Source organism: Barrientosiimonas humi, from assembly GCF_006716095.1.
Lineage (GTDB): Bacteria > Actinomycetota > Actinomycetes > Actinomycetales > Dermatophilaceae > Barrientosiimonas > Barrientosiimonas humi.
In genome coordinates, this window is record NZ_VFOK01000001.1 from 994,780 (window position 1) to 1,009,427 (window position 14,648).

Here is a 14,648-nt window from a genome sequence, read left to right on the forward strand (position 1 = left end):
ATGGCGAGCCCCGCCGAGGTGCGCCCGGCTGCGCGCACGCCTGCGCCCGCGCGCAGCAAGCGCCGCTGGACCGACAGCCCGCACCTGTGGTTCTGGATCTTCGTCGGGCCGTTCCTGGTCGGGCTGACCGTCTTCGTGCTCGTCCCGATCGTGTGGAGCGTCTGGCTGAGCTTCTACGAGGCCCGAAACACCGTCACCCCAACGGAATTCGTGGGTCTGCGCAACTACACGAACATGCTGTCCGACCCGGCGTTCCGGTCGAGCCTCGGCACGTTCGTGGTGTTCGCGCTGTTCATCGTCCCGACGACGTTCGTCATCTCGCTCGGGCTCGCGGTGCTCGTCAACGGGGCGGCGAGGGGGCGCAGCTTCTTCCGGTCGGTGTTCTTCCTGCCCACGGCGTGCTCGTACGTCGTCGCGGCCATGATCTGGCGCGGCTCGCTGTTCTCCGGGGTCAGCTCGGGCGCGATCAACACCGTGCTCGGCACCGTGGGGATCGCGCCGGTCGCGTGGCTGTCGGTGGTCGACCCGCCGTGGTACTGGCTGGTCATCACGACCGCCCGGCTGTGGCTGCAGGTCGGCTTCTTCATGGTGCTCTTCCTCGCTGCGCTGCAACGGATCCCGCGCACGATGTACGAGGCGGCCGCCCTCGACGGGGCGGTCGGCTGGAAGGCGTTCCGTTACATCACCGTGCCGCAGCTCAAGGCCACCTCGACCGCGGTGCTGCTGCTCCTGCTGGTCAACGCCTTCCAGGCGTTCGACGAGTTCTACAACCTGATGTCCAGCACCGGCGGCTACCCGCCGTACGCCCGCCCGCCGCTCGTCTACCTGTACTACACCGCCCTCGGGGACGTGCAGGACTTCGGCAACGGCAGCGCCGGCGCGGTGATCCTCACGCTGATGATCGCCCTGTTCGCCCTCGCGCAGGGTCGGCTGACCGGCATCGGGCGGAGGGAGGACTGAGATGGCCGCGCCCACCGTCGTCGGCGAGAAGCGAGGCAGCGCAGCGTCTTTCGTGCGTTACGCCCTGCTCGTCGTGCTGGCGCTGATCTTCCTCGTGCCGTTCTACCTGCTGCTGCGCAACGCGCTGTCGACCGAGCAGCAGATCACCAGCGTCGACGGGTGGACCTGGTTCCCGAGCTCGCCGCAGTGGGGCAACCTGCCGGAGGTCTTCAGCAGCCGGTCGGTGCCGCTCGCGCGCAGCATGGTCAACTCGCTGCTCATCGCCGTCACCCAGACCGTGGGGGTGCTGGTGATCTCGGCGATGGCCGGATACGGCCTGGCCCGGTCGCAGGTGCGCTACGCCAACGCCGTCTTCTACGTCGTGCTCGCGACCCTGCTGATCCCGGCGGCGGTGACCTTCGTCCCGATGTTCGTCATGGTGAGCACGCTCGGCTGGGTCTCGACGCTGCGCGGCCTGATCGTGCCCGGGCTGTTCCAGGCCCTCGCGACGTTCCTGTTCCGGCAGTACTTCCTCGGCTTCCCCAAGACCCTCGAGGAGGCGGCGCAGATCGACGGAGCCGGCCCCTGGCGTACGTTCTGGCGGATCGTCGTCCCGAACTCGTGGGGGTTCGTCGCGGCCGTCGCGACGATCACGTTCATCGGCAGCTGGAACGCGTTCCTGTGGCCGCTGGTCATCGGGCAGGACCAGTCGTCGTGGACGGTGCAGATCGCGCTGTCGACGTATGTCACCGCGCAGTCGGTCAACCTGCACGGCATGTTCATGGCGGCGATCGTGTCGATGCTGCCGCTGCTGCTGATGTTCCTGTTCCTGCAGCGGTGGATCGTGGCCGGTGTCGAGCAGACCGGGATCAACGAATAGCCTCGACCGGGTGAGTCAGCCCACACCCGCAGCCCTGCCCGAGCCGCCGCGCGCCGAGCGCCGCCCGCACGAGCGGACGCACCACGGCGACACGTTCGTGGACGACTACCACTGGCTCAGCGTCGCCGACGACCCGCAGGTGCTGGAGCACCTGCGCGCCGAGAACGCCTACACCGAGGCGCGCACCGCGCACCTCGCCGGGCTCACCGAGACGCTCTTCCAGGAGATGCGGGCGCGGATCCGCGAGACCGACATGAGCGTGCCGGTGCGCAAGGACGGCTGGTGGTACTTCTCGCGCACGCAGGAGGGCAAGCAGTACGAGACCCACGCGCGGGTGGCGTACGTCGCCGGCGAGCCGCGGCCGGTCCCCGAGCCCGGGGTGGAGCTGCCCGGCGAGCAGGTGCTGCTCGACGGCAACGTCGAGGCCGGCCAGCGCGACTTCTTCGAGCTCGGCGGGCTCGAGCCGGACCCGGCGGGGGAGCGCGTCGCGTTCCTGTTCGACGAGCGCGGCGACGAGCTCTACGCCCTCGTCGTGCGCGACATCGCCTCCGGCGAGGTGCTCGACGACGCGGTGACCGGCGCGGGCACGGGTCTGGTGTGGAGCCTCGACGGGCGCTACGTGTTCTACACCCGGCGCGACGACGCGTGGCGCAGCTTCCAGGTGTGGCGGCACGAGGTCGGCCGGCCGACCGGCGACGACGTGCTGGTCTTCCAGGAGGACGACGCGCTGTTCTCCATCGGCATCGACGCCTCGCGCGACGACCGCTGGCTGGAGATCTGGAGCGAGTCGCGCACGACCACCGAGGTGGCGCTGCTCGACCTCGCCGACCCGACCGGCGCGCCGCGCGTCGTGGAGCCGCGCACCCCCGGTCTCGACTACGGCATCGAGGTCGACGGCGACCGGATCCTGGTGGTGCACAACGCTTCTCGCGTCGACTTCGACCTGGCGTGGGCGCCGCTCGCGACGCCGGGGCGGGAGAGCTGGCGGCCGGTGCTGTCCGGCGAGGACGGCGACCGCATCCTCGGCGTGAGCGCGTTCGAGACGTTCACCGCGGTGACGATGCGGCACGGCGGGCTGGCGACCGTGCGCCTGCTCGACCGCACCGACGACGGCTACGGCGAGCCGCGCGACGTGCCCGTCGACTCCGAGGTCTACACGCTCGCGGTCGGCTCCAACCCGGAGTACGCCAGCGAGGCCCTGCAGGTCGTGCTCGTGTCCTACCTGACGCCGCGGGCGGTCTACGACCTCGACCCGGCGACGGGAGAGATGACCCTGCTGCAGCAGCGCGAGGTGCCGGGCTACGACCCGTCGCGCTACCGCGAGGAGCGGCTGTGGGTCGAGGCCCGCGACGGCGCGAAGGTGCCGGTGTCGCTCGTGCGGCGCGCGGACGTACGGCCCGACGGGGACAACCCCGTGCTGGTGTCGGGCTACGGCGCCTACGAGATCTCCAACGACCCGTACTTCTCGGCGGCGCGGCTGTCGCTACTGGACCGGGGCGTCGTCTATGCGGTGGCGCACGTGCGCGGCGGCGGCGAGCTAGGGCGCGCGTGGTACGACCAGGGCAAGCTGCTGGCGAAGCCCAACACCTTCACCGACTTCGTCGACGTGACGCGTGCGCTCGTCGAGCAGAAGTGGGCGTCGCCCGATCGCGTTGCGGCAGAAGGTGGTTCGGCGGGCGGCCTGCTGATGGGTGCGGCCGTCAACGAGGCGCCGGAGCTCTATCGCGTGGTGCACGCGGCGGTGCCGTTCGTCGACGCGCTGACGACGATCCTCAACCCCGACCTGCCGCTGACCGTGGGGGAGTGGGAGGAGTGGGGCAACCCGCTGGAGGACCCCGAGGTCTATGCGGTGATGAAGGCGTACACGCCGTACGAGAACGTGCGCGCCGTCGACTACCCGACGATCCTCGCGACGACCAGCCTGCACGACACGCGCGTGTTCGTCGCCGAGCCGGCCAAGTGGGTGCAGGCGCTGCGCGACACGGTGACCAGCGACTTCGCCGAGCGGCCGGTGCTGTTCAAGGTCGAGATGGGCGGCGGGCACGGCGGCCACAGCGGCCGTTACGACTCCTGGCGGCAGCACGCGTTCGAGAACGCGGTGATCCTCGACGCGCTGGGTGCCGCCGAGTAGTCGTCAGCGGGTCACGACCACCGTGGCGTCGCAGCGCCACAGCACCCCGCCCGCGACGCGGCCGAGCGTCAGGTCGGCGAAGCCCCCGCCACCGCGTGCGCCGAGGACGACCAGGTCGTGCTCGGCCGCCTGCGCCAGCAGCGTGCGGGTGACGCCACCGGAGAGCACCTCGCCCCGGATCTTCACGTCGGGGAACTCGCGGGCCACGTCGGCGACGGTCGAGTCGAGCGCCCCGGCGGCCTGCGACCGGTCGCGGCCGGAGCCGCTGGGGTCGCGCTGCCAGACGTGCACGGCCAGCACGTCGGACCCGGTGGCGTCGGCGTCGGCCGCGGCCCAGCGCAGAGCGCCCAGGTCGTCGAACCGGTCGATGCCGACCAGCACGCTGCCGCGCGGGGTGTCGCGCTCCGGGCGCACGACGGCGACCGGGCAGGCCGCGTGGATGGCGACCTGGTGGGCGGTCGACCCGAGCGACCAGCGCAGCATCGAGTCGCCGTGGCTGCCGAGGACGACCAGACGCGAGACGCGCGAGGCCGTGACCAGGGCGGCCGCGGGGAACCGGTTGGTCGACGAGACGCTGACGTAGAGGTCGGGATGCTCGGCCAGCACCTTGGCGCGCGCCTGCTCCAGCCGCTGCCGGTGCAGCTGGTTCATCGGCCGGCTGTCTTGGTGGTCGTGGTCCCAGCCGTCCTTGCTCTCGGGACTGCGGGCCGCGACCAGGTGCAGCGGCGCCCCCCAGGCCGTGGCGCGGCCGACGGCCCAGGCCAGCGCCTGGCGCGAGTCGGGGGAGGGATCGAGGCCGACGACGACGCCGTCGGGCCGGATAGTGCTGTCCATGCCAGACCACCTTGCGCGGGTCACCTGGCGGCGGGGGACGCGCGACGTGGCGTGTCGGCCGTCGTCACGGGCGAAGGTCGCCCGTCCTCCTCACTGTAGGACGGCGTACGGCGGGAGTCAGCCCTGCTCGACGGTGCGCTTGATCTTGGCGAGCGTGGTGTTCATGTCGCGGGTGAGCGTGGCGTCGAAGTTGTCGTCGCCGCCGAAGAAGCGGTCGATGAGCGTGTGGCTGAGCTTGGTGGTGCCGCCGGGGGCCTCGCGGCGCTCGATCACGCGGGTGCGCGTCCCGCCCTCGAGCGGCTGCAGCTCATAGCTCCAGACCGCGTGGTTCTCGCGCACCTTGAACGCCAGCTTGCGGCCGGGCTCGAACGTGGTCACCTTGGCGGTGGTCGGCCAGACGCGCCACCCCGCCTGGTTGATGTTGATGGTGGTGGTGCCCTCGCGCACCGGGCCACCGCGGATGATCATCTTCTTGGTCTGCGGGCTCCACTTGCTCATCCGCTTCAGGTCGGACACGACAGCCCACACCTGCTCGGGGGAGGCGTCGATCACGGTCTCGGCGTGCAGGTCGTTGCTCATGACGCCAACCTACTGGACGGTCACTTCGTGGTCCCCCGGTCGTCGAGGCAGGACCCGGTCGTCGAGTGCCGGCGAGGCGCTAGCCGAGCCGGTGTATCGAGACGCCGGTCAGAAGGCCCGATTCCGGGGGTTGTGACGTGCGGCGGGGGCGGGCGCCGGTCACGAGGGCCGATTCCGGGGGTTGTGACGTGCGGCGGGGGCGGGCGCCGGTCAGAAGGCCCGATTCCGGGGGTTGTGACGTACGACCGTCGGCCGGCTCAGCGGGACCGGCGCAGGCCGCTGGCGATGAGCCGTCGGATCAGCTCGCGGCCCTCGACCGGCTGCGCGCCGCAGGCGATGGCGGTGTCGTAGAGGCGGACCGGGACGTCGTAGTGGTCCTCGTCGAACAGGTGGTCGGGCAGGCCGATGCAGGCGGCGACGGCGTGCAGCTCCTCGAGCGAGGTGTCGCTGACCAGGTGCGACCAGGTGGTGCCCCAGCCGGGCCAGATCGGGGAGTCGATGAGCACGCTCACGGGCGCCCCAGCTCGAGCAGTCGGAGCGCGAATCGTGAGTGCTGGCGGGCGATCTCGTCGGCAGACGACTCGCCGTCGGGGCGGAACCACTGGGCGATCGAGGTGCACATCGTCGAGATGCCCCGGGCTGCGGCCAGCGCCTCGCCGCGGTCGGCGTCGGGCGGCAGCGCGTCGAGCACTGCGTCGTCGAGGATCTCCTGGACGCGGCGGCGGAAGGCCACGATGCTGCGGTGCGCGGCGGGGTCGAGGCTGCGCATCTCGGACGCGCCGATGATGGCGATCTCGTGGCGGCGCGCGTGCCACAGGGCGGTCGCCTCGACGATCAGCGCGACGCGCTGCACGGGATCCTTGGCCTCGTCGCGAGCGGCCTCGACGCGCCACAGCAGGTCGTCCATGCCGAGCGTCATGAGCTCGCGCAGCAGGTCGTGCTTGCTGGCGTAGTGGTGGTAGATCCCGGCCGGGCTGATGCCCGCGGCCAGGGCGATGGAGCGCACCGTCGCCCCGTGGTAGCCGGTGGTGACGAAGGCACGCGCGGCGCCGGTGAGGGCGGGGGCGAGCGGCATCGCCTCGAACGTACGCCAGTCGCGGCTCCCGCGGCCCGGCGCGGCCGGGGCTGCCGGCTCGGCGTCGAGCAGCGCGGCGGGGTCGACCTGCAGGACGTCGGCCAGCGCGACCAGTCGCTCGACGGTGATGGAGGTGCGGCCGTGCTCGATCGCGGTGACGGTGGCGGGGCTGACGTGCACCGCGGTGGCCAGCTGGCGCACGGTCAGACCGCGCTGCTCGCGGAAGGTGCGCACCCGGCCCCCGGCGCGCGTACGCACCGCTCGATCCGTCGTCATGCGTTCAGTATGCCTGAGCGAGTGGCGTAGACCATGTCAACGATTCTGAACGCCGGCCGGGCAGAAGTGGTTGACGCCGCGGCTGCAGGCGCGTTCTCCTGGATGGAGCACCAGTCGCGCCGACCAACCGTTCGGTGCGCACCGACGAGAGGTCGAGCGTTGAGTCAGCAGCTGCAAGGTCTGGACCTTCCCGCGGTCGGCGCCCGGCTGGCCGACGTGCTGGGTGACGAGCGCTGGCGCCAGCCGAGCGCGAGCCTGATCACCGGGGGAAAGTCGAACTTGACGTTCCGCATCACCAGCGACGCGGGGACGGTCATCCTGCGGCGACCGCCGACCGGGCGGATCCTGCCCAAGGCGCACGACATGGGGCGCGAGGCGAAGGTGCAGCGGGGGCTGGCCGACACCGACGTGCCGACCGCGCCGATCCTGCACGAGGAGACCACGAGCGAGCTGATCGGCGCCCCGTTCTACGTCATGGGCGACGTCCCGGGATACGTCATCCGCGACGAGACGCCGCAGGAGTTCGCGACCGACGAGGGGCGGCAGGCGCTGGCCTGGCGGCTGGCCGACACGCTCGCCGCGCTGCACAACGTCGACCTGCAGGCGGCGGGGCTGACCGACTACGGCCGGCCCGAGGGGTTCATGGCGCGCCAGGTCGCGCGCTGGACCAAGCAGTGGGAGCTGGCCAAGGACGGCGAGGTGCCCGCGGTCGACGAGCTCGCGCGCCGGCTGGCCGAGGGCGTGCCCACCGCGCAGGCCGACGGCATCGTGCACGGTGACTTCCGGCTCGACAACTGCATCGTCGCGCCGGAGCAGCCGCCGCGGGTGGCCGCCGTGCTCGACTGGGAGCTGTCGACGCTGGGCGACCCGCTCGCCGACCTCGGGATGACGCTCATGTACTGGTCCGACCCGGCCGACCCGGTCGCGCAGATGGTGCCGTCGGTGACGGGGGAGCCGGGCTACCCCGACCGGGCCGCCCTGGCCCAGCGCTACGCCGCGGGGACCGGTTTCGACCTGGAGCCACTGCCGTACTACGAGGCGTTCGCGCGGTTGAAGTTCGCGGCCATCGCCCAGGGCGTCTCGATGCGGGCCAAGAGCGGCGTGATGGGCGACCAGGAGTTCGCCGACCACGGCGACGTCGTGCCCACGCTGGCCGAGCACGGCCTCGCCATCCTTGATCGCAAGTAGCCGAAACACCAGGAGACACAGTGGATTTCGAGCCCAGCCCGCGGGCGGCCGAGCTGACCGACAAGATGTGGGACTTCATGCGGGAGGAGGTATTCCCGGCGGAGGCCGACTACCACGGCTATCTGGCCGAGCACGACCCGCACGACCACCCGCCGGTGCTGGAGAAGCTGAAGGCGTCCGCGCGCGAGCGCGGCCTGTGGAACCTGTTCCTGCCGGACGTGTCGGGGCTGACCAACCTGGAGTACGCCTCGATCGCGGAGATCACCGGGTGGTCGCCGTTCCTCGCGCCGGAGGTGATCAACTGCGCCGCGCCCGACACCGGGAACATGGAGGTGCTGCACATGTTCGGCACCGACGAGCAGAAGCAGCGCTACCTCGAGCCGCTGCTCGCGGGGGAGATCCGGTCGGGCTTCGCCATGACCGAGCCGCTGGTCGCCTCGAGCGACGCGACCAACATCTCGACGCGCATCGAGCGCGACGGCGACGAGTACGTCATCAACGGGCGCAAGTGGTTCATCAGCGGCTCGGCGGACCAGCGCTGCAAGATCTTCATCGTCATGGGCAAGACCGACCCCGGCGCCGAGACGCACCGGCAGCAGTCGATGGTGCTCGTCGAGCGCGACACCCCCGGCATGACGATCGAGCGGCACCTGCCGGTCATGGGGTATCAGGACCAGCACGGGCACTCGGAGATCGTGTTCGACGACGTGCGGGTGTCGGCCACCAACCTGGTGCGCGGCGAGGGCGACGGGTTCATGATCGCCCAGGCGCGCCTCGGCCCTGGCCGCATCCACCACGCGATGCGCGCGATCGGCATGGCCGAGCGGGCGCTGGGGCTGATGGTGTCTCGGGCCCAGGAGCGCACGGCCTTCGGCGGCCCGCTGATCGAGCAGGGCGTCGTGCAGGAGCAGATCGCGAACAGTCGGCTCGAGATCGACCAGGCGCGGCTGCTGGTGCAGAAGACCGCGTGGCTGATCGACCAGGGCGGGGCGAAGGCCGCGCGCGGCGAGATCTCGCAGATCAAGGTCGCGGCGCCCGCGGCGCTCAGCGCCGTGGTGGACCGGGCGATCGACGTGTTCGGCGCGGCCGGCGTCACCGAGGACTTCCCGATCGCGCGCTTCGCCGCGATCGCGCGCACGCTGCGCATCGTCGATGGTCCCGACGCCGTCCACCGGCGCACGATCGCGCGGGTCGAGACCAGGCGCGAGCGGCCGTACGTCGAGAGCGCGGCGCCCACGTCGCCCGAGTAGCCAAGCTGGTCGAGTAGCCGCGAGGCGCTAGCCGAGCGGCGTATCGAGACCTGCCCCAAGCGGGGTTTCGATCCGCGCTCGTTCCTCGCGCTACTCAACCAGCCTGCCGCCCTCGATACGGTGACGTCATGCCTGCACCTCGCGTCGCCGTCTACATCGATTTCGACAACGTCGTCATCTCCCGCTACGACCAGGTGCACGCCGGCAAGCGTGACCCGTGGCGGGCCGACAACGCCCGTGACCACGTGGCGGACTGGGGCAGCACCGACCCGGTCGACGTGCGGCTGGCCGAGGCGACCGTCGACATCGGTGCGGTGCTGGACTACGCGGCGTCCTACGGCACGGTCGCCCTGGCCCGGGCCTACGCCGACTGGTCGGTGCCGGCCAACGCGGCCTACCGCCGGCAGCTGGTCGACCGCGCGGTCGACCTGACCCAGCTGTTCCCGGTGTCCGGCACCAAGAACGGCGCCGACATCCGGCTGGCCATCGACGCGATGGAGGATCTCGGCCAGTACGCCGACATCACCCACGTCGTCATCGTCGGCGGCGACTCCGACTACATCGCCCTCGCGCAGCGCTGCAAGCAGTGGGGCCGGTTCGTCGTCGGCATCGGCGTGACCGGTTCGACCAGCCGCGCGTTGATCGCGGCGTGCGACGAGTTCAGCTCCTACGACGCGCTGCCCGGCGTCCCGCCGTTGGAGGACGACCAGCCGTCCTCGGAGCCGGACGCCGAGGAGGCGCAGCCGGCTGCGGACGCGACCACGAAGGCCCCTGCGAAGAAGGCGACGGCCAAGAAGACGGCGAGCGGGCGCGCGTCCAAGACCGCGGCCAAGAAGACCGCAAAGGCGCCGGCCAAGAAGTCGGGGCAGCAGGAGGCAACCGACCTGCTGCTGCGCGCGCTGACCATCGCGGCCGACCGCGGCGACGAGGCCGAGTGGTTCTTCGGCGGCGGCATCAAGAGCCAGATGCAGCGGATGGACCCCGGCTTCAAGGAGAAGGCGTTGGGGTTCAAGAACTTCAGCGACTTCGTGCAGTCCCGCGACGACCTCGTCGAGGTGCAGCTGACCGACGACGCAGGGCACCTGCGGCTGCGGCTCAAGGAGTCGTGACGTGCGCGCTGCCGGGCAGGGCGGGTCGCGCGTCGTCCGGGTGGATCGAGGGGAGCGAGCGGCGTACGCCGTTGCAGGAGTAGTCACTTCGCTCGCCGGAGCGCTCGGTCGGCGCCGCACCCACGCGGTGTCGAAGGCCGCGCTGATGCCGCTGCTGCAGGTCGGGCTGGTGCGCGACCGGCGTCAGTTTTCTCCGCAGGGCCTCGGTGCGCTGCTCGGGGCGACCGGTGCGGCGTGGGTCGGTGACCTGGTGCTCATCGCGCCCGAGGGCGGCGAGAGTGACGAGGCGTCGCGACGGCGGCTGCGCAAGGGTGCGGCGGCGTTCGCCGTGCAGCAGCTGATCTATGCGGGCCTGCTCGCGCAGGCGGGTGCCCGGCCCCGGCCGCGGTCGACAGCCCTGGTCGCCGGCACCCTGCTGGGACTGGCGGCGCTGGACACTGCGAAGGAGAGCAAGCCCGACCCGGTGGTGACGGCGTACGGCGTGCTGCTGGGCACCACCGGTGCCCTTGCGCTCGGGATGCCGAGGTCTGCAGGCGATGTCGCGATCGGCCGAATCCCTTGGGGCGGAGCGTCTTTCGTCGCCTCCGATGCGATGATCCTGCTCGGGGAGCAGGTGCTGACCGGCCGCGCCGCACAGACGGGCCACGGGTTCGTGCTCGCGACCTATGCCCTCGCGCAGCGGTGGTTGGTCGACGGCCTCGCCGCGACGGCGCGCTTGAAGCCGGTCGAGTAGCTGCGCTCAAGCCGGTCGAGTAGCGCGGAGCCTGCGGAGCGCGTATCGAGACCAGCGTTCGCCTACCGTGGCGGGCCCCTCAGACCTCGATGGCCGCGCCCTCGTCGGCAACGGTTACCGGCCCGCGGTAGGTCTTCTGCGCCTCCCGCCGCGACAGGTCTCGGTCGTTGCCCGGCCAGAAGTGGGTCAGCACGAGGTGTCCGACCTGAGCGGACATCGCCAGCTCGCCGGCCTGTGACCCGGTGAGCAGGTAGCGGCGGGTGTCTGCATCGGCTGAATGATGTTGCTCCTGAGCTCGATCGGTGGACTCCGACAGCAACACGTCTGCGCCGGAGGCGAACCGAGCAAGCCGTTCGTCGGGTCCCGTGTCGCCGGTGTGGACGAGCACGCGGTCGTCCGCCTGCACGCGACATGCGTAGTTCTCGACGTAGTGCGGGGTCGGGGAGGTGGTCACGCCGAACGGGCCTGCGCTAGCTGCTGATTCGGGTGTGGCGGATGCTTCGGCGATGACCTGCTCGCCGTCCTCCGGATCGGCCGCAGCGGCGGTTCGGGCTACCCGCGGCGGCGCGACCAAGGGCACGTGTCGGACGCTCGACCCCAGGACCAGCGCGCGTGCCAGCCCGATCAGGTCGGCGCAGTGGTCGGGATGGGCGTGCGAGACGACGACCCCGGCCAGTCTCGTCAGGTTGCCGTCGAGGAGCTGCAGCAGCGGTCCGAGCGTGCCGTGCCCGAGATCGACGGCGAGGTAGGAGTCGCTGGTTCGGAGGGCGTACCCGCAACAGGCGCGCCCTGGCTCCGGCCAGCCGGCGCAGGTCCCGAGCACGTGCAGGGTAGGCATGAGACCAGTCAATCCAAGGACGCGGCCGGGTGAGGAGACATCAGTGATCAAAGTTCGAGGCAGGGGTGCTCGGGCTCATGGAGGCGCCGTCCGAACCGTTCGGACATGTCCGGCAGACGGTGCTGCTGACCGACACTGACCCGGGACAGAAGGCGTTCTACGAGTCGCTGGGGTTCGCGGAGGTCTCGGCCGAGGGAACAAACCTGCGAAGCTTCGTCCGGTTCCGCTGACCGCGGGTCGATCAGCGTCGAGGGGTTGGCCCACTCACGAGGCAGCCGCGCGTGTCTCGGGTCCCGCGTCGGCTACTCCGTCCAGGTCTCCAGCGCGGCGGCGAACACGCCCTCGGTCGCGCCCGGGTCGATCGCCCGCTCGATCGCCAACCCGTTGGACAGCGCGAGGATCGCCACCGACATCCAGCGGGCGCGGTCGGCGGGGACGCCCCCGCTGGTCAGCATCGACTCGATGTCGGCGCGCAGCTCGGACCGCATGCGCTGGAGCTCGGCGAGGCGTCCGGACCCCGGCGCGGCGGTCACCGAGGCCCAGAACTGGATCAGCGCGAGGTGCCAGGTGGGGTCGTCGCTGGTGAAGCGCTCGAGCAGCCGGCCCACCTCGGCGCCGTCGAACGTCGGCGCGTTGCCGAGCACCTCGCGCGCGGCCAGCACCCGCTCCCGCGTCCGGGAGCGCAGCACCTCGAAGAACAGGTCCTCCTTGCCGCCGAAGCTGGAGTAGATCGCCCCCTTGGTCAGCCCGGCGGCGGCGGCGATCTGGTCGAGGGTGGCGCCGGCGTACGCGTGCTGAGAGAACACCTGCGCGGCTGCGGCGAGAACGTGCTCGCGGGTCTGGCTCCGGGTCGGCCTGCGCTGGGATCGCGGCGCCGATTCGTCGGTCCTCCGTCGTCGCCGGCCGCTGCCGGGGTTCCGTGTCGTGGCCACGCTGTTACGATACCCGGAGTATTCAATACCGACGGTATCGAGAGGATCGATCATGGCTGGTGGACGGCCGCGCACCGCCTTCGTCACCGGAGCGGCTGGCTTCCTGGGTCGGCACCTGGTCACCCGCCTGGTCGGCGCGGGGTGGGACGTGACCGGCTTCTGCCGCGAGGGCGACCGGATCGACCTGCTGCCGGCGGCCACGCGCATCGCGATGGGCGACCTGCTGGACCGCGCGTCGATCGACCGCGCGCTGACCGGGCTCGACGAGCCGGTCGTGTTCCACCTCGCGGGCAACACGACCACCTGGTCCCAGCAGCGAGCAGCGCAGTGGCGCGACAACGTCGGCGGGACCGCGACCCTGCTGGAGAGCGCGCCGCGGGCGGGTGCGCGTCGGCTGGTCTACACCTCCTCGATCAGCAGCTACGGCTGGCAGCCGGGTGTGCGGCTGCGCGAGGACAGCCCCTCCAACGTCGAGACAAAGGGCGACAACTACGGACGTTCCAAGCGTGCCGCCGAGCACCTCGTGCACCGCGCGGCGGCCGCGGGGGCGCTGTCGACGGTCACCCTGAACCCGGTCAACATCCTCGGGCCGGGCGATGTCTCGAACTGGGCGCGGCAGCTGATCCTGCCGGTCGCCAACGACTCGCTCCCGGTGGTCCCGCCCGGGCATGCCAGCTGGATCGCGGTGCACGACGTGGTCGACGCGCACCTGGCCGCGGTGGACGCGCCGCTCGCCGGCACGAACGTCATCCTCGGCGGCGTCGAGGCGTCGTTCCTCGAGGTGGTTCGTACGATCGCGGGCCTGCTCGACAAGCCGGTGCCCGCGGCGGCGACCCCGCGCCCGCAGCTGGTGGCGCTGTTCGCGGCGTCGCAGGTCAAGGCCGCACTGACCCGCTCGGAGCCGGAGCTGAGCCTGGCGAAGTACCGCCGGGCCACCGGGGACCTGGTCGTCGACGACGGGCTGGCCCGCCGGATGCTCGGGCTGGGGCGCACGTCGCTCGAGGACATGCTCGCCGCGACGATCGACTGGCTGCGCGAGGTCGACCTGCTCCCTGCACCGGCGTCCGGGGAGCGCGCGCGATGAGCGGACGTACGGTCGACGCGGCCGCCGGGCCGGACTTCGTGCCCGTCGCCGAGGAGCCCTCGCACGTCGAGCTTTTCGCCAACGACCGGTGCCGGGTGTACGAGGTGCGACTCCCGCCCGGCCACGTTACGCGTGACCACCTGCACCACACGGACACGGTGTACGTCGTCGTGCGCGGCGGGACGATTCGCAGCGACAACCTGCTCGGTACGTCCTCGCCGACCAGACCCGGCGCGTCCGCCGGCCGTCTGCGGCCGGCGGGGTGGCTCGCGCGTCGGCTGCTCGTCGGGTGGATCCGGATGCCGGCCGGGACGGTGCTGTGGCAGCCCCACCGGGAGCACCCGGTGATCCACCGGGTGCGGGTGTCGGCGCGCAACCGCGAACCGGTGCGGATGCTCGGCCTCGAGCTGCGCGGGTCGGAGCCTGCACCGCGCCTGTGCAGCCAGCCCGGGGTCCGGCTGGAGTCGACCTCGGAGGGATCGGCGACGTACCGGCTCGAGGCGGCAGGCGCGGTGCTCGTCCCGGGAAGCGGCGTGCTCACCGTGATCCGGGGCGAGGCGGTGCTGCCCGGCGCGGCGCGACTGTCCCTCGGCGACACGGTGTGGATCGACCGGCCGGGTCAGCTGCGCGTCGAGGCCGGAGCGGTGGCCGTGCTGACGCTGCTCGGGCGATGAGAGCGACGGGGGACGCCGGTGAACGGTCCACCCGCGCGGGTGCCGGCCAGCACGTACGGTGGTCGGACCGCGCGGTGCAGGGGCGCTTCGGCGCATCGCTCGGCGACAACGGAGTCGAGACCGAGG

Annotated in this window: 16 protein-coding genes; 10 read left to right on the plus strand and 6 right to left on the minus strand. The window is 71.7% G+C overall.

Going from position 1 to position 14,648, the window contains the following annotated elements:
- The 3 genes from FB554_RS04675 to FB554_RS04685 are packed head-to-tail and all read left to right on the plus strand — an operon-like array spanning position 1 to position 3,950.
- Positions 1–960, plus strand: a complete 960-nt coding sequence (locus tag FB554_RS04675) for a carbohydrate ABC transporter permease (protein ID WP_236022269.1) — start codon at positions 1–3, stop codon at positions 958–960.
- 1 nt (position 961) lies between these two features.
- The gene (locus FB554_RS04680) at positions 962–1,819 is read left to right on the plus strand and encodes a carbohydrate ABC transporter permease (protein WP_142004894.1); all 858 of its coding nucleotides are present in this window, start codon (positions 962–964) and stop codon (positions 1,817–1,819) included.
- Between the two features lie 10 nt (positions 1,820–1,829).
- Positions 1,830–3,950, plus strand: coding sequence for a S9 family peptidase (locus tag FB554_RS04685; protein ID WP_142004895.1), 2,121 nt, complete (start codon positions 1,830–1,832; stop codon positions 3,948–3,950).
- Between the two features lie 3 nt (positions 3,951–3,953).
- On the opposite strand, the gene FB554_RS04690 is transcribed toward FB554_RS04685, so the two are convergent.
- From FB554_RS04690 to FB554_RS04705, 4 genes are all read right to left on the minus strand, one after another.
- On the minus strand, positions 3,954–4,784 hold the full coding sequence (locus FB554_RS04690; RefSeq protein WP_142004897.1) for a universal stress protein: 831 nt from the start codon (positions 4,782–4,784) through the stop codon (positions 3,954–3,956).
- A 117-nt stretch (positions 4,785–4,901) separates the two neighbouring features.
- Complete coding sequence (locus tag FB554_RS04695) at positions 4,902–5,363, minus strand: SRPBCC family protein (protein WP_142004899.1); 462 nt, start codon at positions 5,361–5,363, stop codon at positions 4,902–4,904.
- Between the two features lie 257 nt (positions 5,364–5,620).
- Positions 5,621–5,875, minus strand: coding sequence for a DUF4031 domain-containing protein (locus FB554_RS04700; protein ID WP_142004900.1), 255 nt, complete (start codon positions 5,873–5,875; stop codon positions 5,621–5,623).
- A complete protein-coding gene (locus tag FB554_RS04705; protein WP_142004903.1) occupies positions 5,872–6,714 on the minus strand; it encodes a TetR-type transcription factor C-terminal domain-containing protein in 843 nt (280 codons plus the stop codon). The genes FB554_RS04700 and FB554_RS04705 overlap by 4 nt, the downstream gene beginning before the upstream one ends.
- A 159-nt stretch (positions 6,715–6,873) precedes the next feature.
- On the opposite strand from FB554_RS04705, the gene FB554_RS04710 reads away from it, so the two are divergent.
- From FB554_RS04710 to FB554_RS04725, 4 genes are all read left to right on the plus strand, one after another.
- Positions 6,874–7,902: a phosphotransferase family protein gene (locus FB554_RS04710; protein ID WP_236022270.1), complete on the plus strand. Its 1,029-nt coding sequence runs from the start codon at positions 6,874–6,876 to the stop codon at positions 7,900–7,902.
- A gap of 20 nt (positions 7,903–7,922) precedes the next feature.
- Positions 7,923–9,152 carry an acyl-CoA dehydrogenase family protein gene (locus tag FB554_RS04715; RefSeq protein WP_142004904.1) on the plus strand — a complete coding sequence of 410 codons (1,230 nt, stop codon included), beginning with the start codon at positions 7,923–7,925 and terminating at the stop codon, positions 9,150–9,152.
- A 128-nt stretch (positions 9,153–9,280) separates the two neighbouring features.
- Positions 9,281–10,261: an NYN domain-containing protein gene (locus FB554_RS04720; RefSeq protein WP_142004906.1), complete on the plus strand. Its 981-nt coding sequence runs from the start codon at positions 9,281–9,283 to the stop codon at positions 10,259–10,261.
- A 1-nt stretch (position 10,262) separates the two neighbouring features.
- The gene (locus FB554_RS04725; RefSeq protein ID WP_142004908.1) at positions 10,263–10,994 is read left to right on the plus strand and encodes a lysoplasmalogenase family protein; all 732 of its coding nucleotides are present in this window, start codon (positions 10,263–10,265) and stop codon (positions 10,992–10,994) included.
- A gap of 79 nt (positions 10,995–11,073) precedes the next feature.
- Here the strand turns inward: FB554_RS04725 and FB554_RS04730 are convergent, their stop codons facing one another.
- A complete protein-coding gene (locus tag FB554_RS04730) occupies positions 11,074–11,883 on the minus strand; it encodes an MBL fold metallo-hydrolase (protein ID WP_142004910.1) in 810 nt (269 codons plus the stop codon).
- Between the two features lie 26 nt (positions 11,884–11,909).
- Here FB554_RS04730 and FB554_RS04735 point away from each other — a divergent pair, with 26 nt between their 5' ends.
- A complete protein-coding gene (locus tag FB554_RS04735) occupies positions 11,910–12,062 on the plus strand; it encodes a hypothetical protein (protein ID WP_211344531.1) in 153 nt (50 codons plus the stop codon).
- Between the two features lie 72 nt (positions 12,063–12,134).
- On the opposite strand, the gene FB554_RS04740 is transcribed toward FB554_RS04735, so the two are convergent.
- On the minus strand, positions 12,135–12,818 hold the full coding sequence (locus tag FB554_RS04740; protein WP_142004912.1) for a TetR/AcrR family transcriptional regulator: 684 nt from the start codon (positions 12,816–12,818) through the stop codon (positions 12,135–12,137).
- Here FB554_RS04740 and FB554_RS04745 point away from each other — a divergent pair.
- Together FB554_RS04745 and FB554_RS04750 are read left to right on the plus strand one after the other, a co-directional pair.
- Entirely contained in the window at positions 12,817–13,848 is a 1,032-nt protein-coding gene (locus tag FB554_RS04745; protein ID WP_142004913.1) for an NAD-dependent epimerase/dehydratase family protein, read from the plus strand. The two genes, FB554_RS04740 and FB554_RS04745, sit on opposite strands and share 2 nt — an antisense overlap.
- Positions 13,845–14,522: a cupin domain-containing protein gene (locus tag FB554_RS04750; protein WP_142004915.1), complete on the plus strand. Its 678-nt coding sequence runs from the start codon at positions 13,845–13,847 to the stop codon at positions 14,520–14,522. Before FB554_RS04745 ends, FB554_RS04750 begins: the two co-directional genes overlap by 4 nt.
- The last annotated feature ends 126 nt before the right edge of the window (positions 14,523–14,648 follow it).